This window comes from Alkalithermobacter thermoalcaliphilus JW-YL-7 = DSM 7308 (genome assembly GCA_001584565.1).
Taxonomy (GTDB): domain Bacteria; phylum Bacillota; class Clostridia; order Peptostreptococcales; family Peptostreptococcaceae; genus Alkalithermobacter; species Alkalithermobacter thermoalcaliphilus.
This window is the reverse complement of the sequence record LSFY01000001.1, coordinates 57928-80490: the sequence shown is the minus strand read 5'-3', so window position 1 is coordinate 80490 and position 22563 is coordinate 57928. Positions and strand designations below refer to the sequence as shown.

The window sequence follows — 22563 nt, the reverse complement described above, 5'->3', positions numbered from 1 at the left end:
CTTCTCTCCTTTTTAATATTTATTTATATTTGTAACGTTTTCATCTCAGCTTTTATATAATATCATATTTTGTCGAAGAAAACAATTGCCTGGCGAAATTTTTTTTTGTTTTTTTATCTTTTTCTAAAGTTATATTTTAAATTTTATTATTTTTCTGAAAAATAAAGTCTTCCTTTAATCTTTTAAAGGAAGACTTTGCTCGATATTTTAATGAACACTCTATTCTATGGAGCTAAAATATTTTTGTATTCCTATATATATAGCCCATGCTATTTTATCTTGATAACTATCTGTTTTTAAAAGCTCAGCTTCTCGTTCATTTGATAAAAAGCCACACTCTATAAGAACTGATGGTATATTATTATTTTCTAACAAATATATATTATCTCTAGGTTTTATATTTCTTTTATTCTCTTTATCTAATACTCGCCTTAACTCTTCTTGTATAAACTGTGCTATTTCCTTGCTTTTTTTATCTGATTTTGGATAAAAAACTTGTGCTCCATAATACTTTTTTTGTGGAAAACTGTTCAAATGTATAGATATTAATAAATCTGCTTTAGAGTCTTTTATTAGTTGCTTTCTATTTCTCAAGTCTTCTAGATACTTTTCTCTTATTGTCTGTGCTTTATCATATAATCTTTGGTCTTTTTCTCTAGTTAATATAACTAATGCTCCACTTTCTTCTAGTAAAGTCCTTAATTTTAATACTATTTGTAAATTTATATCTTTTTCAAATGTATTGTTCTCTCCAACAGCCCCTGTGTCTAAATCTCCATGACCTGCATCTAATATTATAACTTTGTTTGTAACAGGCATATTTGTACTTACTTTTGATGTATTGTCATTTACTAAATATATACTTAAACATAATAATAATATAAATGCAAATATTCCATATATAAATTTTTTATTAATAAATATAATCATTCTCCTCCCCCCAAGCCAAACTTTAGAAACAAAGTTTGTCAATCTAAAATCTGATCGGCTGTTATGAATATATGAAAAAAGACTCTGGAATATTCCAGAGTCTTTTTTGCATATTATCTCTTTGAGAATTGTGGAGCTCTTCTTGCTGCTTTTAATCCGTATTTCTTTCTTTCTTTCATTCTTGGATCTCTAGTTAAGAATCCTGCTTTCTTTAAAGTAGGTCTTAACTCTGCATCTACTTTAAGTAAAGCTCTAGAGATACCATGTCTTATAGCTCCTGCTTGTCCTGTAAAACCTCCACCTTGAACCTTAACTATAACATCATATTTTCCTGCTGTTTCTGTAAGTACAAGAGGTTGCATAACTTCTCTTTTTAAAGTTTCGTAGTTGAAGTATTCATCTAAAAATCTTCCATTTATTATTACATTTCCTTCTCCAGGGATTAATCTAACACATGCTACTGAGCTTTTTCTTCTACCTGTTCCGTAATATTGAACTTTTTCCATGAGTATATCCTCCTTTCAAGATAAGTAACAATTATATATCTAATACTTCTGGTTTTTGAGCTTCATGAGTATGTTCTGATCCTGCAAATACTCTTAATCTTGTCATCATTCTTTTTCTTAGTTTGTTTTTGCAAAGCATACCACTTACAGCATGTCTTATAACTTCTTCAGGTTTTTCAGCTAAAAGTCTTCTGTATGGTATTTCTACTAGGTTTCCTACGTATCCAGTGTGATATCTGTATAATTTTTGATCTAATTTCTTTCCTGTTAATTTAACTTTTGCTGCATTAACAACAATAACAAAGTCTCCACCATCTACATGTGGTGTAAATGTTGGCTTGTGTTTTCCTCTTAATATTTTTGCAACTTCACTTGCTAAACGACCTAAAGTCTTTCCTTCAGCATCAATGATATACCATTTTCTTTGAACTTCATTTGGCTTTGCTATATATGATTTCATTACTTTTCCCTCCTTACTCAATTCTTAAAGTTTATACCGTGTATATAAAGTCCGGGGCTAGTGGACTTATCAACATACGCATTCTTATATAGTTTAATACATAGAGCCGGGTGTGTCAAGCTAATAATATACTTTTTTCAAAAACAAACCCTTAGCTGGTGCAGTATGTCCAGCTTTGTTTCTATCTTTAGATTCTATTATTAAGGTTAAGTCTTCATTAATTTTTCCTCGTCCTATATCTACTAGTGTTCCTACAATTATTCTGACCATATTATATAAAAAACCATTTCCTTCTACTTCTAAAATTATAAAGTCATCTTTCTTGTATAGATCAATATCATAAATTGTTCTAACTGTATCTTTTACAGATGAACCACTACCCATAAACCCTACAAAATCGTGTGTTCCTATTAAGGATTTAGCTTGTTGTTTCATCTTTTCAATATCTAACTTATACGGAATATTATATGCATAGTTTCTATATAAAGGCATTTCAAAACTAAAGTTTGTCATAATGTACTTATATCGTTTCTTTATCGCACTGTATCTAGAGTGAAAATCTAGCGAAACCTCATCAGCTGAAATTATCCTTATATCAGGAGGCAATTTAGAATTTATAGCTTTAGGAATACTTTTTAAAGGAATTTTAGTATTTGTTAGAAAGTTTGCTACTTGTTCTAATGCATGAACTCCACTATCTGTTCTTCCAGATGAAATTAAGTTTACTTTTTCTTTTGTTATACTAAATATAGCTTCTTCTATTATTTGTTGTATACTTACTGCGTTTTTTTGCCTTTGCCAGCCAGCATAGTTTGTTCCATCGTACTGTATTGTAAGTCTTACATTTATCATTTTTACCACCTAAGTTGAAATGCTATTACAATTATAAAATATAAAGCAAGAATAGAAAATGCGATATAATCTTTTTTGCCTAATTTAATTTGTTTCATTTTTGTTCGATTTTCTCCACCTCTATAACATCTAGCCTCCATAGCCATAGCAAGTTCATCTGCTCTTCTAAATGAGCTTATAAATAGTGGTACTAAAAGCGGTATTAGACTCTTTGCTCTATTTAAAAAATTCTTGCTCTCAAAATCTGCCCCTCTAGCCATCTGCGCTTTCATTATTTTATCTGTCTCATCTAAAAGCGTAGGTATAAATCTTAATGCTATTGTCATCATCATAGCAAGTTCATGAGAAGGAACTTTTATTTTCTTGAATGGATCAAGAAGTTTTTCTATTCCATCTGTAAGCTCTATTGGAGATGTAGCTAGTGTAAGCAAAGAAGTTCCTGTTATTAAAAATATAAGCCTTATGACCATGAATACTCCTTGTGTTAATCCTTCTTTTGTTATTGTAACTGTTTTTATAGAATATATTACTTCTCCTGGTGTCATAAATGCATTTATAACTAGCGTAAATATAAGAATAAATAAAAGAGGTCTTAATCCTTTTAGTACATATCTAACAGGTATTTTAGATAACCTTAAAGAAAATATTAAAAACATTAAAACCCATATATATGTTCTAAAACTATTTATGATAAACAAAGAAATCATAAATAAAAAAGTTCCTATTATCTTAACTCTTGGATCTAATTTATGAACTATTGAATTTGTAGGGTAATACTGACCAATTGTTATGTCTTTTATCATATTTTTTTACCTCTCATGTACTTTATTATTTCCTCTTTAGCTTCTTGTATAGTAATTATATCCTCTCTTATATTAAATCCATTTTGTCTTAATTTTTTAACTAAATCACAAACAAGAGGAACATCAAGTCCTACACTCTTTAGTTTATCAGCTTGCATAAAAACTTCTTTAGCTTTTCCTTGCATATAAACTTTACCTTTTGCCATAACTACTATTTTAGTTGCTATTTTAGCCATATCTTCCATACTATGAGAAGACAATATGATTGTCATTTTTTCATTTTTGTGCAAATCTTTTATTTGACTTAATATTTCATCTCTTCCTTTTGGATCAAGGCCTGCAGTTGGTTCATCTAGTACAAGTATTTTAGGTTTCATAGCTAATACGCCAGCTATAGCAACTCTTCTTTTTTGGCCTCCTGAAAGTTCAAAAGGTGATCTATCTTTTATTTGTTCATAATTAAGTCCTACTAGTTTCATAGCTTCTATAACTCTTTTATTTATTTCATCTTCACTAAGTCCCAAATTCGAAGGACCAAATGCTATATCTTTATATACAGTTTCCTCAAATAACTGATACTCTGGATATTGAAATACTACTCCTACTTTTTTTCTTATATTAGATAAGCTTATATTTTCATCTGTTATATCTACATCATCTATGAAAATTTTACCACTTGTTGGTTTTAGTATACCATTTAGATGCTGTATAAGAGTAGATTTTCCTGATCCTGTATGGCCTATAAGCCCAACTAATTCTCCGCTTTGTATTTCTAGATTTATATCATCTAATGCTAAACTTTCAAATGGTGTATTTTGATTATACACATGTTTGAGGTTTTTTATTGATATTGACATAAATTGATCACCATCTCATCTACCGTTAATATATCTTTGTCTATATTTAATCCTGATTTTTTAAGTTCATATGCAAGCTCTGTCATGCTCGGAACATCTAGTCTTAGTTTTTTAAGTTTATCTACTTGAACAAATATCTCTCTTGGTTTCCCATGCATAACAATTCTTCCGTTTTCCATAACTATAACTTTGTCTGCTTCTACTGCTTCTTCCATAAAGTGAGTTATATGGATTATTGTAATTTTTTCTTCTTTATTCAATTTAGTTATAGTTTCCATAACCTCTTTTCTTCCTGATGGATCAAGCATAGCTGTTGCTTCATCTAGTATTATGCAATCTGGCTTCATAGCTATTATTCCAGCTATAGCAACTCTTTGCTTTTGGCCTCCTGAAAGCAAATGTGGAGCTTTATTTCTAAATTCATACATATCTACAGCTTTTAGTGAGTTTTCTACTCTTATTTTTATTTCTTCAGGATCTATTCCTAAATTTTCTGGTCCAAATGCAACATCTTCTTCTACTACAGTTGCTACGATTTGATTATCAGGGTTTTGAAATATCATTCCTGCACTTTGCCTTATTTGCCATAGCTTGTCTTCATCTTTTGTGTTTATCCCTGCGACTATAACATTTCCATGTTTAGGCTTTAATATAGCATTTAAGTGTTTTGCAAGTGTTGATTTCCCTGAACCATTGTGCCCTATTATTGCTACAAATTCTCCTTTTTTTATATCTAAGTTTACATTGTCTAAAGCTTTTAAACTATTTTCTTCTTGAGAATATTCATAAACTACATCTTTTACCTGTATTATGTTATCCATAAAAATACCTCTCTTAATGTTTTTTCATTCCTTAAATATTATATAAAAATAAAGGTATTTTTAAAAGAAAAATATATAAGTATATATAGTAAAAGGGAATTAAGCAGTTTGCTCAATTCCCGTAAGTTTTACACTAATTCTATTATAGACATTTCTGCTCCATCGCCTCTTCTAGGACCAACTTTTACTATTCTAGTGTATCCACCATTTCTCTCTTTGTATTTAGGAGCTATTTCTTCAAATAACTTAGTAACAACACTTTCATCTAATATATAAGCTAATGCCTGACGTCTAGCGTGAAGATCTCCTCTTTTAGCTAGAGTTACCATTTTCTCAGCCATTCTACGAGTTTCTTTTGCTCTTGTAGTTGTTGTTTCTATTCTTCCATTTCTAAGTAAATCTGTAACTAGGTTTCTAAGCATCATATTTCTATGAGCAGTTACACGACCAAGTTTACGATATACAGCCATGCCTATCCCTCCTTTTCTGCCTGCTATTCTTCAGAAGGCTTAAGACCTAAGCCTAGTTCTTCTAATTTTTGGATAACTTCTTCTAGGGACTTTTTGCCAAGATTTCTTACTTTCATCATTTCTTCTTCTGTTTTATTAGTTAATTCTTCAACTGTGTTTATTCCCGCTCTTTTTAGACAGTTGTAAGATCTAACTGAAAGATCTAGTTCTTCTATTGTCATTTCTAGAACTTTTTCTTTCTTATCTTCTTCTTTTTCAACCATTATTTCAACATTGCTTACATGTTGAGTTAAATCTATGAATAGATTTAAATGTTCAACTAAAATCTTAGCTCCTAAAGATATCCCTTCTTGAGGATTAACGCTTCCATTTGTCCATACTTCAAGTATTAGCTTGTCATAGTCTGTTACCTGACCTACTCTAGTATTTTCAACTCTATAGCTAACTTTTTCTACAGGAGTATATATAGAATCTACTGGTATTACTCCTATAGGCATATCGTATGTTTTATTGTTTTCAGCTGGAACGTATCCTCTTCCTTTGTCTATAGTTATTTCCATATAAACTTTAGCATCTTTGTCTAAAGTCGCTATGTGTAAATCTTTGCTTAATATTTCTACATCAGGTGGGCATAATATATCCTTACCTGTTATTATGCCTTCACCTTGTGCTTGTATTTTTAGAGTTCTTGGCCCTTCTCCATTTATCTTAGCAGATAACTCTTTTAAAGAAAGTATTATCTCTGTAACATCTTCCTTTACTCCTGGTATAGTTGAAAACTCATGTAAAACTCCATCTATCTTAATAGATTTTACAGCTACACCAGGAAGAGAAGACAATAAAACTCTTCTTAAAGCATTTCCTAAAGTTATCCCATAGCCTCTTTCTAGAGGTTCTATAACAAACTTTCCGTATTTGTTGTCTTCGCTTATTTCTACTATTTCTATTTTTGGCTTTTCTATTTCTATCATTAATAAAACCCTCCTTAAAGTTTATTAATCCACTGAGGGCAACTAATTCTTTGTCAAAGCTGAGTCTACTATTTAGAGTAAAGCTCTACTATTTGATGCTCTTCTATGTGAAGATCTATATCTTCTCTAGTTGGAAGTGCAACTATTTTTCCTGTCATGTTTTCTAGATTCATTTCTATCCATTTCGGAGCTGTTTTAGTAGTATCTTGTACTAATCCTTTGAATTTGCTTGAAGATCTTGATCTTTCTTTAACTTGGATAACATCTCCTAGATCAACTATTAGTGATGGTATATCTACTTTATTTCCATTTAAAGTGAAATGACCATGTCTAACTAATTGTCTAGCTTCTTTTCTTGATGATGCAAGTCCCATTCTGTAAACAACATTGTCTAATCTTCTTTCTAACAGGCTAAGTAAATTTTCCCCTGTTATTCCTGGCATTTTTTCTGCTCTTTCATATAAATTTCTGAATTGAGTTTCTAAAACTCCATATATTCTCTTAACTTTTTGTTTTTCTCTTAACTGAGTACCATAGTTAGATAATTTTTTTCTATTTTGTCCGTGTTGTCCTGGAGCGTAGTTTCTTCTGCTTACAGCACATTTATCTGTATAGCATCTATCTCCTTTAAGGAATAATTTCATTCCCTCTCTACGGCAAAGTCTACATACTGCACCTGTATATCTTGCCATGCTTTAATACACCTCCTACTATTAAATTACACTCTTCTTCTCTTTGGTGGTCTACAACCATTGTGTGGTACTGGAGTAACATCTTTTATTGTTGTAACCTCAAGTCCTGCTACTTGAAGAGATCTTATAGCTGCTTCACGACCTGCTCCTGGTCCTTTAACAAATACTTCTACTGTTCTTAATCCATGCTCCATAGCTGATTTTGCTGCAGTTTCAGACGCAACTTGAGCTGCAAATGGAGTAGATTTTCTCGAACCTTTAAATCCTAACTGACCCGCACTTGCCCATGAAATTGTATTTCCATTAACGTCAGTTATTGTAACTATTGTATTGTTGAAAGTCGATTGAATATGAACATGACCACGCTCTATATTTTTACGCTCTCTTCTCTTAACACGAGTAGCCTTATTTTTAGGTTTAGCCATTTATCTTCCCTCCTTACTTACAAATTATTTTTTCTTCTTACGAGATACAGTTTTTCTAGGACCTTTTCTAGTTCTAGCATTTGTCTTAGTTCTTTGACCTCTTACAGGAAGACCTTTCATATGACGAATTCCTCTGTAACATTTTATATCTCTTAATCTTTTTATGTTTAGAGCTATTTCTCTTCTTAGATCTCCCTCTACTAAGTACTCTACATCTATTATTTTTCTTAGAGTATTAACTTCTTCTTCTGTTAAGTCTTTTATTCTTGTATCTGGATTAATGTTTGCTTTGCTTAATATTTGTTGAGAAGTCTTTCTACCTATACCATATATATAAGTTAGGCCTATTTCTACTCTTTTATCTCTTGGTAAGTCAACTCCGGCTATTCTCGCCATGCTTTTACACCTCCTAAACTGTAAGTTAACAAAAGCTTCTAAAAAGTTTTATAATCATATTCCGAAGGCTTAGTTTGTCTAATTTTAAGCTCTTTTTACCACAATTTAATATTATAATATATTAAATATTAAATTACTAGCCCTATATTATCCTTGCTTTTGCTTGTGTTTTGGATTTTCGCAAATAACCATTACTTTTCCTTTTCTCTTGATTATTTTGCATTTTTCACATATAGGCTTTACAGATGGTCTAACCTTCATTAATATCCCTCCTTAGACTACTTCTTTCGCCAAGTAATCCTTCCTCTTGCTAAATCATAAGGTGAAAGTTCTACATTTACTTTGTCACCTTCAAGTATTCTTATAAAATTCATTCTAAGTTTTCCTGATATATGGCATAATATCTCATGTCCATTTTCTAGTTTAACTTTAAACATAGCATTTGGTAGAGCTTCTACAACCGTACCTTCTAGCTCTATGACATCTTTTTTGGCCATTAAGTAACCAAACCTCCAATCTGCAAATTAAGCTTTTAAACTTAATCGCTTCAGCTCACTTCTTAAAAAAGCATTGTTAATCTGTTTGTTTTGTAATATTGCTTCTTTTAAATCTTGAGACATTTTATTAGTTTTTTTCAGGTGTCTTATTTTTTTTAGCTTTGGCTTTTCTATTTTTCTTAGATCGCCATCTGCAACTAATAGATATTCATCATCTACTAGTTTTACGACAAAGAAATATCTGCCTTTGTCTCTTCCAGCTTTTGATATAACCACCTGACCTATATTTATATCACTAATTTCCACTAGTTTCACCTCTTTTACTGGATTAAAGAGACGTTAATATTAACGGCTCATCTCCAGTTATAGCTATGGTATGCTCATAGTGAGCTGACTTTTTACCATCTACTGTAACAGAGGTCCATCCATCTTTTAATATTTTAACATGGTAAGATCCAGCGTTAACCATTGGTTCTATAGCTAAAACCATTCCTTCTTGGAGTCTTACCCCTTTACCTTGTGGTCCATAGTTAGGAATTTGAGGGTCTTCATGTAAATCTGATCCTATCCCATGTCCTACAAAATCTCTTACAACCGAAAATCCATTGGCCTCAACATAACTTTGAATTGCATAAGATATATCTGAAAGTCTATATCCTACCTTTGCAAATTTTATACCCTCATAAAAACTACTTCTTGTAACTTCTATAAGTTTTTTATCTTCATCTGATATTTGGCCAACAGGATATGTTTTTGCTGCATCACCGTGGTATCCTTTATAGAAAGCTCCTACATCAATGCTTATTATATCCCCTTCTTTTAAGACTCTATTTCCTGGTATTCCATGTACAACTTCCTCATTTACTGAAGCACATATTGATGCAGGATATCCACTATATCCCTTAAAGGAAGGTATTGCATTTAGCTTTCTTATAGTTTCTTCTGCTATTTCATCTAATTCTTTTGTTGTAATGCCCGGTCTTATAAATTTTTTCAATGCTTCATGAGTTTTAGCTACTATCTGACCTGCTTCTCTCATAAGCTGAATTTCGCTACTAGACTTTATTATAATCATTATTCTACACTTCCTAAAGCAGCAACAATATCTTCAAAAACTTTGTCTATTGATTGTTCTCCATTTATATTAAGAAGTATACCTTTTTTAGAATAATAATCTGTTAAAGGTTTTGTTTCATTTAAATAAACTTCTATTCTCTTAGACACCGTCTCTTCATTGTCATCTGCTCTTTGATATAACTCTCCGCCGCAAACATCACATTTGCCTTCAAGTTTTGGAGGATTAAATTCTACATGGAATGTAGCTGAACAGCTTTTACAGATTCTTCTTCCTACCGCTCTTTTAACTAATATATCCATGTCTACTTGAATATTGATTACTTTGTCTAAGCTCATATTCATTTGCTCTAAAACTTGATCTAAGGCTTCAGCTTGCACTACAGTTCTTGGAAATCCATCTAGTAAGAATCCACTTTTGCAATCTTCTTCTGTAAGTCTTGATTTTACTATTTCTACAACAAGATCATCTGGAACTAATAATCCTTTATCCATGTATTCTTTTGCCTTTTTCCCAAGCTCAGTTCCCTCTTTTATATTTTTTCTAAATATATCTCCTGTAGATATATGAGGTATTTTATATTTTTCAACTATACCTGAAGCTTGTGTTCCTTTTCCAGCTCCAGGAGGTCCGAGTAATATAAGTCTCATCAAATCATCTCCTGGGTAATTTTATTTTAAGAAGCCTTGGTAATGTCTTACTACCATTTTAGCTTCAACTTGCTTCATAGTTTCAAGTGCAACCCCAACTACTATAAGTAATCCAGTTCCTCCTAATCCAAATGGAATAGTAGTGAATCTAAATACAAACATTGGTAGCACTGCTATTAAAGCAAGGAATACTGCTCCTGCTAAAGTTAGCCTCATAAGAATTTTGTTTAAGTACTCTTCTGTAGATCTTCCTGGTCTTATTCCTGGTATAAATCCACCGCTGTTTTTCATATTGTCTGAAATCTCTTTTACGTTAAAAGTAATGGATGTATAAAAATAAGCAAAGAATATTATAAGTATCACTTCAAGTGCCATGTATATCCAAATTCCAGGATCTCCAGATGGTGATAACCATTTATTTATAAAATTTTGATAGTTTCCCTTAAAGAAAAGTGTTAAAGTCTGTGGGAAAACTAACATAGATGATGCAAATATTACTGGTATAACACCTGCTTGATTTACCTTCATAGGTATATGAGTACTTTGTCCTCCATACACCGTTCTTCCTACAACTTTCTTAGCGTATTGAACTGGAATTTTTCTAGTAGCTTGAGTTATTGCAATTACAGAAACTACTATAGCTAATCCAATAGCACCAAATATTATCAGCTGTATTATGTTTATCTGTTTTTCTCTTACAAGTCTATAAGTATTTATAACAGAACCTGGCAATCTAGATATTATACCTACAAATATTATTAGCGAAATTCCGTTCCCTATGCCTTTTTCAGTTATCTGTTCTCCTAACCACATTAAAAACGTAGTACCGGCAGTTAAAGTCAACACTACTACTGTAACTGAAAAAGCATCTTTAGATATCAAAGCGTTATTAAACAATCCTACACTTATAGCTGTTGATTGCAAAAGTGCAAGAGCTATAGTTGTCAATCTTGTATATTGAGTTATTTTCTTTCTTCCGTCTTCTCCTGATTTAGATAATTCTTCTAGGCTTGGAATTGCAAATGTTAAAAGCTGTATTACTATTGATGCTGTAATGTATGGAGTTATACTTAGTGCAAATATTGTAAAATTACTAAATGCTCCTCCAGCAACCATATCATAGAAGGAAAGAAGACCTGCCTGGTCTACTACCTTCTTTATGATATCTATATCAATTCCAGGAACAGGCACAGATGATCCAATCCTAAACACAACAAGCATTAACAACGTATATAACGCTCTTTTTCTTAGATCATGAATTTTCCAAGCATTCTTTAAGGTAGTAATCACCTTAGATCACCTCTGCCTTTCCTCCAGCAGCCTCTATTTTTTCAGTAGCTGATTTAGTAAACTTATGAGCTTTTATGTTTAATTTTCTCTCTAAGTTACCTTCTCCTAATATCTTAACTCCGTCTTTCTCAATTTTTCTTATTATTCCTTTTTCTTTTAAGATTTCTGGAGTTACATCAGCACCATCTTCGAATATATTTAACTTTTCAATGTTCACTAGTGAATAAACTTTCTTGAATGGATTGTTAAATCCTCTCTTAGGAAGTCTTCTGTATAGAGGCATTTGTCCTCCTTCAAATCCTGGTCTTACTCCTCCACCAGAACGAGCTCCTTGTCCTTTTTGTCCACGTCCAGCAGTTTTTCCTTGACCAGTTGCAGTACCTCTTCCTAATCTTTTTCTTTCTTTAACAGCACCTTCGGCAGGTCTTAATTCATGTAACTTCATGAGTACACCTCCTTATCTTGAAAATTAACCTTCTATTACTTCTACTAAGTGACTTACTTTTTCTATCATTCCTCTGATTTGAGGATTGTCTGGTTTCTCAACTACTTGCTCTCTTTTTCTTAAACCAAGAGCTTGTATAGTTTTTCTTTGTTTAGGGTTAGTTCCTATTACGCTTCTTTTTAGCTTTATTTTTAAAGTAGCCATTACATTTCCCTCCTAACCTAGAAGATCTTCTACCTTTTTACCTCTAAGTTTAGCTATTTCTTCAGCAGTTTTTAAAGTTTTAAGACCTTCTATAGTAGCATTAACCATGTTTCTTGAATTGTTTGTTCCGATAGATTTTGCTCTAACGTCTTTTAATCCAGCTAATTCAAGAACTGCACGAACAGGACCTCCTGCGATAACTCCTGTACCTTCTTTTGCTGGCATTATTAAAACATTACCCGCACCAAAATGTCCTTGTACTTGATGAGGAATTGTAGTACCAACTATTGGTACATGTATAAGGTTTTTCTTAGCATCTTCAATAGCTTTTTTAATTGCATCTGGTACTTCCATCGCCTTACCAGTACCAATTCCAACATGTCCGTTTTCATCTCCAACAACTACTAAAGCTGAGAATCTGAATGTTCTACCACCTTTAACAACTTTAGTAACACGTCTTATCTCAACAACTTTTTCTTTTAGATCAAGTTGTCTTGCATCTATAGGCTTACGAAGCATTTATTTCCCTCCTTCTATTAAAAGTTCAGTCCGCCTTCTCTAGCACCTTCAGCTAGTTCTTTTACTCTTCCATGATATAAGTATCCACCACGGTCAAATACAACTTTATCTATTCCTTTTTCTAAAGCTTTCTTAGCAACAAGTTTTCCTACAAGTCTAGCAGCTTCTTTGTTTCCTGTAGATTTTACTTGCTCTTTTACTTCTTTTTCTAGGCTAGATGCAGCAACTAATGTAGTTCTATTTACATCATCTATTATTTGTGCATAGATGTTGCTGTTACTTCTAAACACATTTAATCTAGGTCTTTCAGGTGTTCCGAAAACTTTTCTACGAACTCTTTTGTGTCTTTTTAGCCTAGTTTCGTTTTTGCTAACCTTTTTGAACAATTCGATTCACTCCTTTCTATTTCTTACCTGTTTTACCTTCCTTACGTCTTATAACCTCACCAGCATATTTAATACCTTTACCTTTGTATGGCTCTGGCTCTCTCCAAGCTCTTATTTTAGCAGCATAGTTACCAACTAATTGTTTGTCTATACCTTTAACTATAATCTCAGTTTGACTTGGAACTTCTACAGTTATTCCTTCTGGATCTTCCATTTCAACAGGATGTGAGAATCCTAAACTCATAACTAGTTTCTTTCCTTGTTTTTGTGCTCTATAACCTACACCAACAAGCTCTAGTTTCTTCTCGTATCCTTTAGTAACACCTTCTACCATGTTAGCTATTAAAGTTCTTGTTAATCCGTGTAATGATTTATGTTTTTTGTTGTTAGTTGGTCTTTCAACTGTTACAACATTTCCCTCAACGCTTATTTTCATATCAGATGAAAATTGTTTTGTAAGTTCTCCTTTAGGTCCTTTTACTGTTACCGTATTGTTTGAATCTACTTTAACCTCTACACCTTGAGCTATTTCAATTGGTTTAACACCTATTCTTGACATTCCTACACCTCCTTACATTTGCGTGATTTATTACCAAACGTAGCAGATAACTTCTCCACCAGTGTTTTCTTTTCTCGCTTGTTTGTCAGTTAATATACCTTTTGAAGTAGATATTATTGATATTCCTAATCCATTTAAAACTCTTGGTATTTCGTCTTTAGCAGCATAAACTCTCATTCCTGGTTTTGATATTCTTTTTATACCGCTTATTACTCTTTCTCCATTTTTTCCGTACTTTAGTTGAATTCTTATTATTCCTTGCTTTCCATCTTCTATAACATCGTATCCTTTTATGAATCCTTCTTCTAAAAGAATTCTAGCTATTTCCTTCTTTATATTTGAAGCAGGTATGTCAACTGTTTCATGTTTAACCATGTTAGCATTTCTTATACGAGTTAGCATATCTGCAATTGGATCTGTCATTGTCATCGCTTAAACCCTCCTTCCGTTTATCCTACCAACTTGCTTTTTTAACACCAGGTATTTGACCTTTGTAAGCTAATTCTCTAAAGCATATACGGCAAATACCGAACTTTCTTAAAACAGCATGCGGTCTTCCACATATAGTACATCTTGTATATTCTCTAGTTTTGTACTTTTGCTTTCTTTGTTGTTTAACAATCATCGCTTTTCTAGCCACTGGAGTCCCTCCTTATTTACTTACTAAATGGCATTCCTAATAACTTTAATAATTCACGAGCTTCTTCATCAGTTTTCGCAGTAGTTACAAATATTATGTCCATACCACGAATCTTATCAACTTTATCGTACTCTATTTCAGGGAATATTAATTGTTCTTTTATTCCTAAAGAATAATTTCCTCTTCCATCGAAAGAATTAGATTTTACACCTGCAAAGTCTCTAACCCTTGGTAAAGATATATTCATTAATTTATCAGCAAAGTGATACATTTTTTCTCCTCTTAAAGTTACTTTAGCTCCAACAGGCATACCTTCTCTTAATTTGAAGTTTGCTACTGATTTTTTAGCTCTAGTAACTACAGGTTTTTGACCACTTATTATTGTTAACTCTTCAACTGCTTGCTCTAATCCTTTTGGATTATCCTTAGCATCTCCAAGTCCCATGTTTATTACTATTTTTTCTAATCTAGGTACTTGCATTATATTTTTATATCCAAACTTTTGCATTAAAGCTGGCACAACTTCTTTTTTGTATTTTTCAGCTAATCTTGAAGCCATTTTGGTCCCTCCTTTCGATATTGCATTGCGTTATATTTCTTCTCCGGTCTTTTTAGATATTCTTACTTTTGTTCCATCAGCTAATAATTTGTATCCTACTCTTACACCTTTTCCTGCTTTTGGATCAAATAGCATAACGTTCGAAACATGAATTGGCGCTTCTTTGTTGATTATTCCTCCTTGAGGAGATTTTGCGTTTGGTTTTTGATGCTTTGTTATCATGTTCACGCCTTCAACTATTACTCTTTGCTCTTTAGGCATTGCTTTTAAAACTTTGCCTTTTTTTCCTTTGTCTTTTCCCGTTATAACTACAACAGTGTCACCTTTTTTAACGTGCATTTCGTACACCTCCTTAATTATAATACCTCTGGCGCAAGTGAAACTATTTTCATAAAGTCTTTTTCTCTTAATTCTCTTGCAACAGGTCCGAAAATACGAGTTCCTACAGGAGTTTTGTCATCTTTTATTATAACTGCAGCATTTTCATCGAACTGAATATAACTTCCGTCTTTACGTCTTAAACCTTGTTTTGATCTAACTATTACAGCTTTTACAACTTTACCTTTTTTAACAACTCCACCAGGTGTTGCACTTTTAACGCTAGCAACTATAATGTCACCTATATTACCAGCTTTTCTCTTACTTCCTCCTAAAACACGTATACATAATAATTCCTTAGCTCCTGAGTTATCCGCAACTTTTAAACGTGTTTCTTGTTGTATCATGGTAATACCTCCCTTCGTTTTTACTTATCAGCTTTCTCTATGATTTCAACTAATCTCCAGTTTTTATCTTTAGATAAAGGTCTTGTTTCCATTATTTTAACTTTATCGCCTATTTTACACACATTGTTTTCGTCGTGAGCTTTATATTTTTTAGTTCTTTTTACTGCTTTTGAGTAAAGAGGATGACGAATAAAGTCTTCTACAGCAACTACTATAGTTTTGTCCATTTTGTCACTAACTACACGACCGATTCTTACTTTTCTTCTTGCTCTTTCCATTTAAAAGCCTCCCTTCTGTATTAAGCTCTAGCTTCCTTTAATTCTCTTTCTCTTAGGATGGTTTTTACTCTAGCTATACTTTTCTTTACAGCTTTTACTCTAGCTGTATTTTCAAGCTGTCCTGTAGCTAATTGGAATCTTAAGTTGAATAGCTCAGCTTTTAGCTCATTTAGCTTTTGCCCTAATTCTTGACTTGTCATATCTCTTAATTCTTTAGCTTTCATCAGCTTCACCACCCTTTGTTTCAATTTCTTCACGTTTTACAAATTTACATTTAACAGGGAGTTTATGCATAGCTAGTCTCATAGCTTCTCTAGCTTTTTCTTCTGATACACCAGCAAGTTCAAACATTACTCTTCCTGGCTTAACTACTGCTACCCAGTATTCTGGTGAACCTTTACCAGCACCCATACGTGTTTCAGCTGGCTTTCTAGTTACAGGCTTGTGAGGGAATATTTTTATCCAAACCTTACCCCCTCTTTTTATATATCTTGTCATAGCAATTCTGGCAGCTTCTATTTGGTTAGAAGTTATCCAAGCTGGCTCTAAAGCAACAAGTCCGAACTCTCCATAAGTAACTTTATTTCCTTTATGAGCCTGACCTGTCATTCTACCTCTATGAACTCTACGACGTTTTACTCTTTTAGGCATTAACATGAGTATCTTCCTCCTTCCTTAACTCTGTATTACTCTTCTCTTTTTTCTCTTCTTGGTTTAAAGTTTCTATTTTCTCTTCTTTTATTGTCTCTTCTTTCTCTTCTCTTTGGCTCTTCTACTCTTGGAGTTTTTTCATTTCTTGTTGGAAGTACTTCTCCATGGTAAATCCAAACCTTTACTCCGATTTTTCCGTAAGTAGTGTTTGCTTCAGCAAATCCATAGTCTATATCTGCTCTTAATGTTTGAAGTGGCACGTTTCCTTCGCTGTATCCTTCAGTTCTAGCCATTTCCGCTCCACCAAGTCTACCCGAAGTTGCAACTTTAATTCCTTTTGCTCCAGCTTTCATAGCTCTTTGAATAGCTTGTTTCATAGCTCTTCTGAAAGCTACCCTTCTTTCAATAGCTAATGCTATATTTTCTGCTACTAACTGAGCATCTTTTTCCGGGCTCTTAACTTCATTTATATTTACAACTACATTTTTCTTAGTCATATTTTCTAATTCATTTTTTAGTGTTTCTATTCCAGCTCCACCTTTTCCTATTACCATTCCAGGTTTAGCAACGAATAGATTAACTTTAACTTTATTTGCCGTTCTCTCTATTTCAATTTTAGATACTCCAGCAGTGTATAGCTTTTCTTTTAAACTCTTACGAACTCTGTGGTCCTCTAATAATAAGCTTGCGAATTCTTTTTTGTTTGCAAACCATCTAGAATCCCAATCTTTAATTATTCCAACTCTCAGACCGTGTGGATTAACCTTTTGTCCCATTTATTTCCCTCCTATCTTTCTTTTAATACTACTCCTATATGGCTCGTTCTTTTTCTTATCGCAGTAGCACGACCCATCGCTCTTGGCATAAATCTTTTCATTGTAGGTCCTTGGTTAGCATATATCTCTGCAATATATAATTTATCTGGATCCATGTTTTTATTGTTTTCTGCATTAGCCATAGCAGATTTTATAACTTTAGCAACTATTGGCGCAGCTGCTCTTGGAGTATATTTTAATATAGCTAACGCCTCATTTACATTTTTTCCTCTTACAAGATCAGCTATTTGTCCTGCTTTTCTTGGTGTTACACGTACGTATTTAGCAATTGCTCTAGCTTCCACGTTGGTTACCTCCTTCCCTAAGCTACTATTTTCTTTTTGTAGTTTTTTCGTCGCCTTTATGTCCTTTGAATGTTCTTGTAGGAACAAATTCTCCTAATTTATGCCCTACCATATCCTCTGTTATATAAACCGGAACATGCTTTCTTCCATCATGAACTGCTATTGTGTGTCCTACCATTTGAGGGAATATAGTTGACGCTCTTGACCAAGTTTTTATAACTTTCTTTTCATTTGCTTCGTTCATTTGCTCTATTTTCTTTAAAAGCCCAGCGTGAATAAAAGGTCCTTTCTTAGTTGATCTTCCCATTTGTATTCCTCCTTTCCAGGTTTTTAGATGTTATCTATTTCTTTCTTCTTGAAACTATCATCTTATCAGAAGCTTTATTTTTCTTACGAGTCTTATGTCCAAGAGTTGGTTTACCCCAAGGAGTAACTGGTGTTGGTCTTCCTATAGGAGCTCTACCTTCTCCTCCTCCGTGTGGATGGTCGTTAGGGTTCATAACAGATCCTCTAACTGTAGGTCTTATACCCATATGTCTCTTTCTTCCTGCTTTACCTATAGTAACATTTTCATGTTCTAAGTTACCAACTTGTCCTATTGTAGCTTTACAATTTGCGTTTATATATCTCATTTCTCCTGATGGTAATCTTAATAAAGCATTTTTTCCTTCTTTAGCCATTAATTGAGCAGCTGCTCCAGCTGATCTAACTAATTGACCACCTTTTCCTGGTTTCATTTCTATGTTGTGAACTAATGTACCAACAGGAATATCTTTTAATTTTAAAGCATTTCCTACTTTTATATCCGCTTCTTCTCCTGATACTACCATGCTTCCTACTTTTAATCCATTAGGAGCTAGTATATATCTTTTTTCTCCATCTACATAGTGAAGTAGCGCTATGTTAGCTGATCTATTTGGATCATACTCGATAGTAGCAACCTTAGCAGGTATACCATCTTTATCTCTCTTAAAGTCTATTAATCTATATTTTCTCTTAGCTCCACCACCTCTGTGGCGAACAGTTATTTTCCCTTGAGCATTTCTACCAGCATTTTTCTTTAATGTAACAAGTAATGATTTCTCTGGCTCATGTGCTGTTATTTCATCAGAAACTAAAACCGTCATGTGTCTTAAACTAGGAGTAATCGGTTTAAACTTCTTAATTGCCATCCTGTTTTCCCTCCTTTTTATATGCGTTTATTAATTAAGCTCCTTGAAAGAACTCTATTTCTTTGCTATCAGCTGTTAACTTAACTACAGCTTTTTTGTAGCTTGCTGTTCTTCCTTCGTGTTTACCCATTCTCTTAACTTTACCGCTGTAATTTAAAGTATTAACTTTTTCTACTTTTACACCGAATATAGTTTCCACAGCTTTTCTTATTTCAGTTTTATTAGCCTTTTTACTAACTATGAAAGTGTATTTTTTCTCAGCCATATCTGCCATACTTTGCTCAGTTACAACAGGCTTTATTATTATATCGTGTGGATTAGTCATTATGCGTACACCTCCTCCACTTTTTTAACAGCATCTTTAGTTATTATGAACATATCGTGTTTTAATATGTCGTATACATTTATAGTGTTTGTTAAAGCAGTTTGTACTCCTTGAATGTTGTTTGCTGATTTTATAACATTTTCATCTTTCTCAGCTAAAACAACTAAAGCTTTTTTATCAACTTTAAGGTTGTTTAGTATTTTAACGAACTCTTTAGTTTTAGGAGCTTCCATAGTTAATGAATCTAAAACTATTAATTGTCCATTTTTAACTTTAGCACTTAAAGCACTTCTCATAGCTAGTTGTCTTACTTTTTTAGGTAAAGTATATCTGTAATCTCTTGGTTTTGGAGCAAATACAACTCCTCCACCTATCCATTGTGGAGATCTTATACTACCATGTCTAGCTCTTCCTGTTCCTTTTTGTCTCCAAGGTTTTCTTCCTCCACCTCTTACTTCTGCTCTTGTTTTAGCAGATTGAGTACCTTGTCTTTTATTAGCTAATTGATTTTTTACTACCTCGTATAAAACATGTTCGTTTATTTCAGCGCCAAACACGTTTTCAGATAATACTATTTCATCAATCGCTTCACCATTTATATTGTATACCGCTACTTTTGGCATATTGTATCCTCCTTTCCTACCTTAAATATTAATTATTTATTTTTAACCGTTTCTTTTATCATTACTAATGATTTTTTAGGTCCTGGTATAGCACCTTTAACTAATATGATGTTCTTTTCAGCATCTACTCTAACTACTTCTAAGTTTTGAATAGTTACTCTTTCAACTCCCATGTGTCCAGCTAATTTTTTACCTTTGAACACTCTTCCTGGGCTAGTTCCTGCTCCTAAAGATCCTGGTCCTCTGTGGTATCTTGAACCGTGGCTCATAGGTCCTCTGCTCTTACCATGTCTTTTGATAGGTCCTTGGAATCCTTTACCTTTAGAAGTTCCCGTAACATCTACTTTGTCTCCAGCAGCAAATATATCTGCCTTTATTTCTTGACCTACTGTATATTCTTGAGGATTTTCAACTCTAAATTCTCTTAAGAATTTTTTGTAAGGTAAATCAGCCTTTTCGAATTGTCCTTTTTCTGGTTTGTTTAAGCTTTTTGGTTTAGCATCTTCAAAACCAACTTTTATAGCATTGTAACCATCAACTTCTTCAGTTTTAACTTGAGTTACAACCACTGGACCTGCTTCTATAACAGTAACAGGTATAACTCTTCCCTCTTCATCGAATATTTGAGTCATTCCTATTTTTTTCCCTAAAATTCCTTTCATCTTCTTACACCTCCTATAATCTTACAGCGGATTGCATCAAGGCAATCATTCTAAGATAAGGTTTATATATCCATATCTTAGGTACTTATTGATATTATAATTTTATTTCTATGTCAACACCAGCAGGTAAGTCAAGTCTCATTAGAGAATCAACTGTTTTAGCTGTTGGACTAGATATATCTATAAGTCTTTTGTGAGTTCTTATTTCAAACTGCTCTCTTGAATCTTTGTACTTGTGAACTGCTCTTAATATAGTAACCACTTGTTTTTCTGTTGGTAGTGGTATTGGACCCGAAACTTTAGCTCCAGTTTTTTTAGCAGTTTCAACTATTTTTTCAGCAGATTGATCTAATATTTTGTGATCATATGATTTTAATCTTATTCTTATTTTTTCATTACTAGCCATTTTATTTCCCTCCTTCATCGCACGCTATACTAATTTACGTACGACCGATACCGATAAACTGCTCCGGGTGTGTTGTATTTTGTTTTTTAAGTTTGAAACATAGTCTTGGTATCATGTCGCCCGATTCTAAGATACGAACATACTCAATAAAAATTACCTGGTATACCAGCAACCTTTTATATCATCGCACTGTGCAAACACACTATTATATTTTATATTAAATGTTTTTATATTGCAAGTTATTTTTGATTTTTTTGTCGTATTTTTTTATGAATTAAAACAAAAACTTACTAAAATACATAATTTCATATATGTCATAAAAAAAGAAGGGATAACCCCTTCTTTTTTACTATTCTATTATGCTAGCAACTACTCCTGCTCCTACTGTTCTTCCACCCTCACGGATAGCGAATCTTAATCCTTCTTCTATAGCTATTGGAGTAATTAATTCTACTGTCATTGTTATGTTATCTCCAGGCATTACCATCTCTACTCCATCTGGAAGTTTGATAGCTCCTGTTACGTCTGTTGTTCTAAAGTAGAATTGTGGTCTATATCCATCGAAGAATGGAGTATGTCTTCCTCCCTCTTCTTTCTTTAATACGTATACCTCTGCTTTGAATTTAGTGTGAGGTTTGATTGTTCCTGGTTTTGCAAGAACTTGTCCTCTTTCGATTTCGTCTCTTTGAACTCCTCTTAATAATGCTCCTATGTTATCTCCAGCTTGCGCTTGATCTAATAACTTTCTGAACATTTCTACTCCTGTTACTACTACTTTTCTTGGCTCATCTGTAAGTCCTACTATTTCTACTTCGTCTTGTACTTTTAAGATTCCTCTTTCTACTCTACCAGTTGCAACTGTTCCTCTTCCTGTGATTGAGAATACGTCTTCTACTGGCATTAGGAATGTTTTGTCTATATCTCTTTCTGGCTCTGGAATGTATGCATCTATTTGCTCGAATAATTCTACTATTTTGTCTCCCCATGGTCCCATTGGATCGTTAAGCGCTTGTAAAGCTGATCCTCTTACTATTGGAGTGTCATCTCCTGGGAACTCATATTGATTTAATAAGTCTCTTATTTCCATTTCAACAAGTTCTAATAACTCTTCGTCATCTACCATATCACATTTGTTTAAGAATACTACGATGTATGGAACACCAACTTGTCTTGATAATAGTATGTGCTCTCTTGTTTGTGGCATTGGTCCATCTACTGCCGAACAAACAAGTATCGCTCCATCCATTTGTGCTGCTCCTGTGATCATGTTTTTAACGTAGTCAGCATGTCCTGGGCAGTCAACGTGTGCATAGTGTCTGTTTGGTGTTTCGTACTCAACGTGTGCTGTTGATATTGTAATTCCTCTTTCTCTTTCTTCTGGAGCTTTATCTATGTTTTCAAAATCTACTGCTTCTCCAAGTCCATATCTTGCATGTAATGTCTTTGTTATAGCTGCTGTTAATGTTGTTTTACCGTGGTCAACGTGTCCTATTGTTCCAATGTTAACGTGTGGCTTAGTTCTTTCAAATTTAGCTTTTGCCATTTTAAACCCTCCTTAATTTTATAGTGATCATTTTATGTATGATAGGGCAAT

Annotated in this window: 40 protein-coding genes; all 40 read right to left on the bottom strand. The window is 33.1% G+C overall.

Annotated features, from left to right (window positions below; all coding sequences use genetic code 11):
- Nucleotides 1-219 precede the first annotated feature (219 nt).
- Nucleotides 220-930: an N-acetylmuramoyl-L-alanine amidase CwlD gene (gene cwlD / locus JWYL7_RS00485; protein ID WP_066067437.1), complete on the bottom strand. Its 711-nt coding sequence runs from the start codon at nt 928-930 to the stop codon at nt 220-222.
- 113 nt (nt 931-1043) lie between these two features.
- Complete coding sequence (gene rpsI, locus JWYL7_RS00480; RefSeq protein WP_066067434.1) at nt 1044-1436, bottom strand: 30S ribosomal protein S9; 393 nt, start codon at nt 1434-1436, stop codon at nt 1044-1046.
- Nucleotides 1437-1467: 31 nt separating this feature from the next.
- A complete protein-coding gene (gene rplM / locus JWYL7_RS00475; protein ID WP_066067430.1) occupies nt 1468-1896 on the bottom strand; it encodes a 50S ribosomal protein L13 in 429 nt (142 codons plus the stop codon).
- A gap of 120 nt (nt 1897-2016) precedes the next feature.
- Nucleotides 2017-2748, bottom strand: coding sequence for a tRNA pseudouridine(38-40) synthase TruA (gene truA, locus JWYL7_RS00470; RefSeq protein ID WP_066067428.1), 732 nt, complete (start codon nt 2746-2748; stop codon nt 2017-2019).
- A gap of 2 nt (nt 2749-2750) precedes the next feature.
- On the bottom strand, nt 2751-3551 hold the full coding sequence (locus JWYL7_RS00465) for an energy-coupling factor transporter transmembrane component T family protein (RefSeq protein ID WP_066067425.1): 801 nt from the start codon (nt 3549-3551) through the stop codon (nt 2751-2753).
- A complete protein-coding gene (locus tag JWYL7_RS00460; protein WP_066067422.1) occupies nt 3548-4408 on the bottom strand; it encodes an energy-coupling factor transporter ATPase in 861 nt (286 codons plus the stop codon). Before JWYL7_RS00460 ends, JWYL7_RS00465 begins: the two co-directional genes overlap by 4 nt.
- A complete protein-coding gene (locus JWYL7_RS00455; protein ID WP_066067420.1) occupies nt 4393-5229 on the bottom strand; it encodes an energy-coupling factor transporter ATPase in 837 nt (278 codons plus the stop codon). Before JWYL7_RS00455 ends, JWYL7_RS00460 begins: the two co-directional genes overlap by 16 nt.
- A 128-nt stretch (nt 5230-5357) precedes the next feature.
- A complete protein-coding gene (rplQ, locus tag JWYL7_RS00450; RefSeq protein ID WP_066067418.1) occupies nt 5358-5699 on the bottom strand; it encodes a 50S ribosomal protein L17 in 342 nt (113 codons plus the stop codon).
- A 23-nt stretch (nt 5700-5722) separates the two neighbouring features.
- A complete protein-coding gene (locus JWYL7_RS00445) occupies nt 5723-6670 on the bottom strand; it encodes a DNA-directed RNA polymerase subunit alpha (RefSeq protein ID WP_066067415.1) in 948 nt (315 codons plus the stop codon).
- A gap of 68 nt (nt 6671-6738) precedes the next feature.
- Nucleotides 6739-7362 (bottom strand): 30S ribosomal protein S4, encoded by a 624-nt coding sequence (rpsD, locus tag JWYL7_RS00440; protein ID WP_066067412.1) that lies wholly within the window; start codon nt 7360-7362, stop codon nt 6739-6741.
- Nucleotides 7363-7388: 26 nt separating this feature from the next.
- Nucleotides 7389-7787, bottom strand: coding sequence for a 30S ribosomal protein S11 (rpsK, locus tag JWYL7_RS00435; RefSeq protein ID WP_066067410.1), 399 nt, complete (start codon nt 7785-7787; stop codon nt 7389-7391).
- A 24-nt stretch (nt 7788-7811) separates the two neighbouring features.
- Nucleotides 7812-8183: a 30S ribosomal protein S13 gene (gene rpsM / locus JWYL7_RS00430; RefSeq protein ID WP_066067407.1), complete on the bottom strand. Its 372-nt coding sequence runs from the start codon at nt 8181-8183 to the stop codon at nt 7812-7814.
- Between the two features lie 147 nt (nt 8184-8330).
- Complete coding sequence (gene rpmJ / locus JWYL7_RS00425; protein ID WP_008516283.1) at nt 8331-8444, bottom strand: 50S ribosomal protein L36; 114 nt, start codon at nt 8442-8444, stop codon at nt 8331-8333.
- 17 nt (nt 8445-8461) lie between these two features.
- Nucleotides 8462-8680: a translation initiation factor IF-1 gene (gene infA / locus JWYL7_RS00420; RefSeq protein WP_066067404.1), complete on the bottom strand. Its 219-nt coding sequence runs from the start codon at nt 8678-8680 to the stop codon at nt 8462-8464.
- Between the two features lie 27 nt (nt 8681-8707).
- A complete protein-coding gene (locus JWYL7_RS00415) occupies nt 8708-8986 on the bottom strand; it encodes a KOW domain-containing RNA-binding protein (RefSeq protein ID WP_066067401.1) in 279 nt (92 codons plus the stop codon).
- Between the two features lie 22 nt (nt 8987-9008).
- Nucleotides 9009-9755, bottom strand: a complete 747-nt coding sequence (gene map, locus JWYL7_RS00410) for a type I methionyl aminopeptidase (RefSeq protein WP_066067398.1) — start codon at nt 9753-9755, stop codon at nt 9009-9011.
- Entirely contained in the window at nt 9755-10405 is a 651-nt protein-coding gene (locus tag JWYL7_RS00405; RefSeq protein ID WP_066067395.1) for an adenylate kinase, read from the bottom strand. The genes map and JWYL7_RS00405 overlap by 1 nt, the downstream gene beginning before the upstream one ends.
- Before the next feature lie 21 nt (nt 10406-10426).
- Entirely contained in the window at nt 10427-11695 is a 1269-nt protein-coding gene (secY, locus tag JWYL7_RS00400) for a preprotein translocase subunit SecY (RefSeq protein ID WP_066067392.1), read from the bottom strand.
- A gap of 1 nt (nt 11696) precedes the next feature.
- Nucleotides 11697-12140, bottom strand: a complete 444-nt coding sequence (rplO, locus tag JWYL7_RS00395) for a 50S ribosomal protein L15 (RefSeq protein WP_066067389.1) — start codon at nt 12138-12140, stop codon at nt 11697-11699.
- A gap of 24 nt (nt 12141-12164) precedes the next feature.
- Entirely contained in the window at nt 12165-12344 is a 180-nt protein-coding gene (gene rpmD / locus JWYL7_RS00390; RefSeq protein ID WP_066067386.1) for a 50S ribosomal protein L30, read from the bottom strand.
- 12 nt (nt 12345-12356) lie between these two features.
- Nucleotides 12357-12863, bottom strand: coding sequence for a 30S ribosomal protein S5 (rpsE, locus tag JWYL7_RS00385; protein WP_066067383.1), 507 nt, complete (start codon nt 12861-12863; stop codon nt 12357-12359).
- Nucleotides 12864-12880: 17 nt separating this feature from the next.
- Nucleotides 12881-13249, bottom strand: coding sequence for a 50S ribosomal protein L18 (rplR, locus tag JWYL7_RS00380; RefSeq protein WP_072280140.1), 369 nt, complete (start codon nt 13247-13249; stop codon nt 12881-12883).
- Nucleotides 13250-13265: 16 nt separating this feature from the next.
- Nucleotides 13266-13808 (bottom strand): 50S ribosomal protein L6, encoded by a 543-nt coding sequence (gene rplF, locus JWYL7_RS00375; protein WP_066067377.1) that lies wholly within the window; start codon nt 13806-13808, stop codon nt 13266-13268.
- A gap of 30 nt (nt 13809-13838) precedes the next feature.
- Nucleotides 13839-14237 (bottom strand): 30S ribosomal protein S8, encoded by a 399-nt coding sequence (rpsH, locus tag JWYL7_RS00370; protein WP_066067374.1) that lies wholly within the window; start codon nt 14235-14237, stop codon nt 13839-13841.
- Nucleotides 14238-14262: 25 nt separating this feature from the next.
- Nucleotides 14263-14448 carry a type Z 30S ribosomal protein S14 gene (locus JWYL7_RS00365; RefSeq protein WP_066067365.1) on the bottom strand — a complete coding sequence of 62 codons (186 nt, stop codon included), beginning with the start codon at nt 14446-14448 and terminating at the stop codon, nt 14263-14265.
- Between the two features lie 16 nt (nt 14449-14464).
- A complete protein-coding gene (rplE, locus tag JWYL7_RS00360) occupies nt 14465-15007 on the bottom strand; it encodes a 50S ribosomal protein L5 (protein ID WP_066067362.1) in 543 nt (180 codons plus the stop codon).
- Nucleotides 15008-15037: 30 nt separating this feature from the next.
- Nucleotides 15038-15346: a 50S ribosomal protein L24 gene (gene rplX, locus JWYL7_RS00355; RefSeq protein ID WP_066067359.1), complete on the bottom strand. Its 309-nt coding sequence runs from the start codon at nt 15344-15346 to the stop codon at nt 15038-15040.
- Between the two features lie 17 nt (nt 15347-15363).
- Nucleotides 15364-15732 carry a 50S ribosomal protein L14 gene (rplN, locus tag JWYL7_RS00350; protein WP_066067356.1) on the bottom strand — a complete coding sequence of 123 codons (369 nt, stop codon included), beginning with the start codon at nt 15730-15732 and terminating at the stop codon, nt 15364-15366.
- Between the two features lie 20 nt (nt 15733-15752).
- Nucleotides 15753-16010, bottom strand: coding sequence for a 30S ribosomal protein S17 (gene rpsQ / locus JWYL7_RS00345; protein ID WP_066067354.1), 258 nt, complete (start codon nt 16008-16010; stop codon nt 15753-15755).
- A 20-nt stretch (nt 16011-16030) separates the two neighbouring features.
- Complete coding sequence (gene rpmC, locus JWYL7_RS00340; RefSeq protein WP_066067351.1) at nt 16031-16234, bottom strand: 50S ribosomal protein L29; 204 nt, start codon at nt 16232-16234, stop codon at nt 16031-16033.
- A complete protein-coding gene (gene rplP / locus JWYL7_RS00335) occupies nt 16224-16667 on the bottom strand; it encodes a 50S ribosomal protein L16 (protein WP_066067348.1) in 444 nt (147 codons plus the stop codon). The genes rpmC and rplP overlap by 11 nt, the downstream gene beginning before the upstream one ends.
- A gap of 29 nt (nt 16668-16696) precedes the next feature.
- Nucleotides 16697-17437 (bottom strand): 30S ribosomal protein S3, encoded by a 741-nt coding sequence (gene rpsC, locus JWYL7_RS00330; protein WP_066067346.1) that lies wholly within the window; start codon nt 17435-17437, stop codon nt 16697-16699.
- Nucleotides 17438-17448: 11 nt separating this feature from the next.
- Nucleotides 17449-17781, bottom strand: a complete 333-nt coding sequence (gene rplV / locus JWYL7_RS00325) for a 50S ribosomal protein L22 (protein ID WP_066067343.1) — start codon at nt 17779-17781, stop codon at nt 17449-17451.
- Between the two features lie 25 nt (nt 17782-17806).
- A complete protein-coding gene (gene rpsS / locus JWYL7_RS00320) occupies nt 17807-18088 on the bottom strand; it encodes a 30S ribosomal protein S19 (protein WP_066067340.1) in 282 nt (93 codons plus the stop codon).
- 34 nt (nt 18089-18122) lie between these two features.
- Nucleotides 18123-18953 (bottom strand): 50S ribosomal protein L2, encoded by an 831-nt coding sequence (rplB, locus tag JWYL7_RS00315; protein ID WP_066067338.1) that lies wholly within the window; start codon nt 18951-18953, stop codon nt 18123-18125.
- 34 nt (nt 18954-18987) lie between these two features.
- Entirely contained in the window at nt 18988-19278 is a 291-nt protein-coding gene (gene rplW, locus JWYL7_RS00310; RefSeq protein WP_066067335.1) for a 50S ribosomal protein L23, read from the bottom strand.
- A complete protein-coding gene (gene rplD / locus JWYL7_RS00305; RefSeq protein ID WP_066067332.1) occupies nt 19278-19901 on the bottom strand; it encodes a 50S ribosomal protein L4 in 624 nt (207 codons plus the stop codon). Before rplD ends, rplW begins: the two co-directional genes overlap by 1 nt.
- Nucleotides 19902-19933: 32 nt before the next feature.
- The gene (gene rplC, locus JWYL7_RS00300) at nt 19934-20563 is read right to left on the bottom strand and encodes a 50S ribosomal protein L3 (RefSeq protein WP_066067329.1); all 630 of its coding nucleotides are present in this window, start codon (nt 20561-20563) and stop codon (nt 19934-19936) included.
- 94 nt (nt 20564-20657) lie between these two features.
- Nucleotides 20658-20969, bottom strand: coding sequence for a 30S ribosomal protein S10 (gene rpsJ, locus JWYL7_RS00295; protein WP_066067326.1), 312 nt, complete (start codon nt 20967-20969; stop codon nt 20658-20660).
- Between the two features lie 349 nt (nt 20970-21318).
- Nucleotides 21319-22512, bottom strand: a complete 1194-nt coding sequence (gene tuf, locus JWYL7_RS00290) for an elongation factor Tu (protein ID WP_066067286.1) — start codon at nt 22510-22512, stop codon at nt 21319-21321.
- Nucleotides 22513-22563: the final 51 nt, after the last annotated feature.

Coding starts and splice junctions, on each gene's coding strand:
- rpsQ (WP_066067354.1), bottom strand. CDS start 16,010: ATGGAAAGAGCAAGAAGAAAAGTAAGAATCGGTCGTGTAGTTAGTGAC.
- rpsH (WP_066067374.1), bottom strand. CDS start 14,237: ATGACAATGACAGATCCAATTGCAGATATGCTAACTCGTATAAGAAAT.
- rplE (WP_066067362.1), bottom strand. CDS start 15,007: ATGGCTTCAAGATTAGCTGAAAAATACAAAAAAGAAGTTGTGCCAGCT.
- rpsE (WP_066067383.1), bottom strand. CDS start 12,863: ATGCTTCGTAAGCCTATAGATGCAAGACAACTTGATCTAAAAGAAAAA.
- rpsC (WP_066067346.1), bottom strand. CDS start 17,437: ATGGGACAAAAGGTTAATCCACACGGTCTGAGAGTTGGAATAATTAAA.
- cwlD (WP_066067437.1), bottom strand. CDS start 930: ATGATTATATTTATTAATAAAAAATTTATATATGGAATATTTGCATTT.
- JWYL7_RS00445 (WP_066067415.1), bottom strand. CDS start 6,670: ATGATAGAAATAGAAAAGCCAAAAATAGAAATAGTAGAAATAAGCGAA.
- JWYL7_RS00455 (WP_066067420.1), bottom strand. CDS start 5,229: ATGGATAACATAATACAGGTAAAAGATGTAGTTTATGAATATTCTCAA.
- rpsK (WP_066067410.1), bottom strand. CDS start 7,787: ATGGCTAAACCTAAAAATAAGGCTACTCGTGTTAAGAGAAGAGAGCGT.
- rplO (WP_066067389.1), bottom strand. CDS start 12,140: ATGAAGTTACATGAATTAAGACCTGCCGAAGGTGCTGTTAAAGAAAGA.
- rpsJ (WP_066067326.1), bottom strand. CDS start 20,969: ATGGCTAGTAATGAAAAAATAAGAATAAGATTAAAATCATATGATCAC.
- rplP (WP_066067348.1), bottom strand. CDS start 16,667: ATGTTAATGCCTAAAAGAGTAAAACGTCGTAGAGTTCATAGAGGTAGA.
- rpmD (WP_066067386.1), bottom strand. CDS start 12,344: ATGGCTACTTTAAAAATAAAGCTAAAAAGAAGCGTAATAGGAACTAAC.
- rplW (WP_066067335.1), bottom strand. CDS start 19,278: ATGACTAATCCACACGATATAATAATAAAGCCTGTTGTAACTGAGCAA.
- rplN (WP_066067356.1), bottom strand. CDS start 15,732: ATGATACAACAAGAAACACGTTTAAAAGTTGCGGATAACTCAGGAGCT.
- rplQ (WP_066067418.1), bottom strand. CDS start 5,699: ATGGCTGTATATCGTAAACTTGGTCGTGTAACTGCTCATAGAAATATG.
- rplF (WP_066067377.1), bottom strand. CDS start 13,808: ATGTCAAGAATAGGTGTTAAACCAATTGAAATAGCTCAAGGTGTAGAG.
- rplM (WP_066067430.1), bottom strand. CDS start 1,896: ATGAAATCATATATAGCAAAGCCAAATGAAGTTCAAAGAAAATGGTAT.
- rpmC (WP_066067351.1), bottom strand. CDS start 16,234: ATGAAAGCTAAAGAATTAAGAGATATGACAAGTCAAGAATTAGGGCAA.
- JWYL7_RS00465 (WP_066067425.1), bottom strand. CDS start 3,551: ATGATAAAAGACATAACAATTGGTCAGTATTACCCTACAAATTCAATA.
- rpsS (WP_066067340.1), bottom strand. CDS start 18,088: ATGGGAAGATCAACTAAGAAAGGACCTTTTATTCACGCTGGGCTTTTA.
- map (WP_066067398.1), bottom strand. CDS start 9,755: ATGATTATAATAAAGTCTAGTAGCGAAATTCAGCTTATGAGAGAAGCA.
- rpmJ (WP_008516283.1), bottom strand. CDS start 8,444: ATGAAGGTTAGACCATCTGTAAAGCCTATATGTGAAAAATGCAAAATA.
- rplX (WP_066067359.1), bottom strand. CDS start 15,346: ATGCACGTTAAAAAAGGTGACACTGTTGTAGTTATAACGGGAAAAGAC.
- JWYL7_RS00405 (WP_066067395.1), bottom strand. CDS start 10,405: ATGAGACTTATATTACTCGGACCTCCTGGAGCTGGAAAAGGAACACAA.
- rplC (WP_066067329.1), bottom strand. CDS start 20,563: ATGAAAGGAATTTTAGGGAAAAAAATAGGAATGACTCAAATATTCGAT.
- tuf (WP_066067286.1), bottom strand. CDS start 22,512: ATGGCAAAAGCTAAATTTGAAAGAACTAAGCCACACGTTAACATTGGA.
- rpsI (WP_066067434.1), bottom strand. CDS start 1,436: ATGGAAAAAGTTCAATATTACGGAACAGGTAGAAGAAAAAGCTCAGTA.
- infA (WP_066067404.1), bottom strand. CDS start 8,680: ATGGCCAAAAAAGATGTCATAGAGCTAGAAGGTACGGTTGTAGAAGCT.
- rplB (WP_066067338.1), bottom strand. CDS start 18,953: ATGGCAATTAAGAAGTTTAAACCGATTACTCCTAGTTTAAGACACATG.
- JWYL7_RS00460 (WP_066067422.1), bottom strand. CDS start 4,408: ATGTCAATATCAATAAAAAACCTCAAACATGTGTATAATCAAAATACA.
- rplD (WP_066067332.1), bottom strand. CDS start 19,901: ATGCCAAAAGTAGCGGTATACAATATAAATGGTGAAGCGATTGATGAA.
- truA (WP_066067428.1), bottom strand. CDS start 2,748: ATGATAAATGTAAGACTTACAATACAGTACGATGGAACAAACTATGCT.
- rpsM (WP_066067407.1), bottom strand. CDS start 8,183: ATGGCGAGAATAGCCGGAGTTGACTTACCAAGAGATAAAAGAGTAGAA.
- rpsD (WP_066067412.1), bottom strand. CDS start 7,362: ATGGCAAGATATACAGGTGCAGTATGTAGACTTTGCCGTAGAGAGGGA.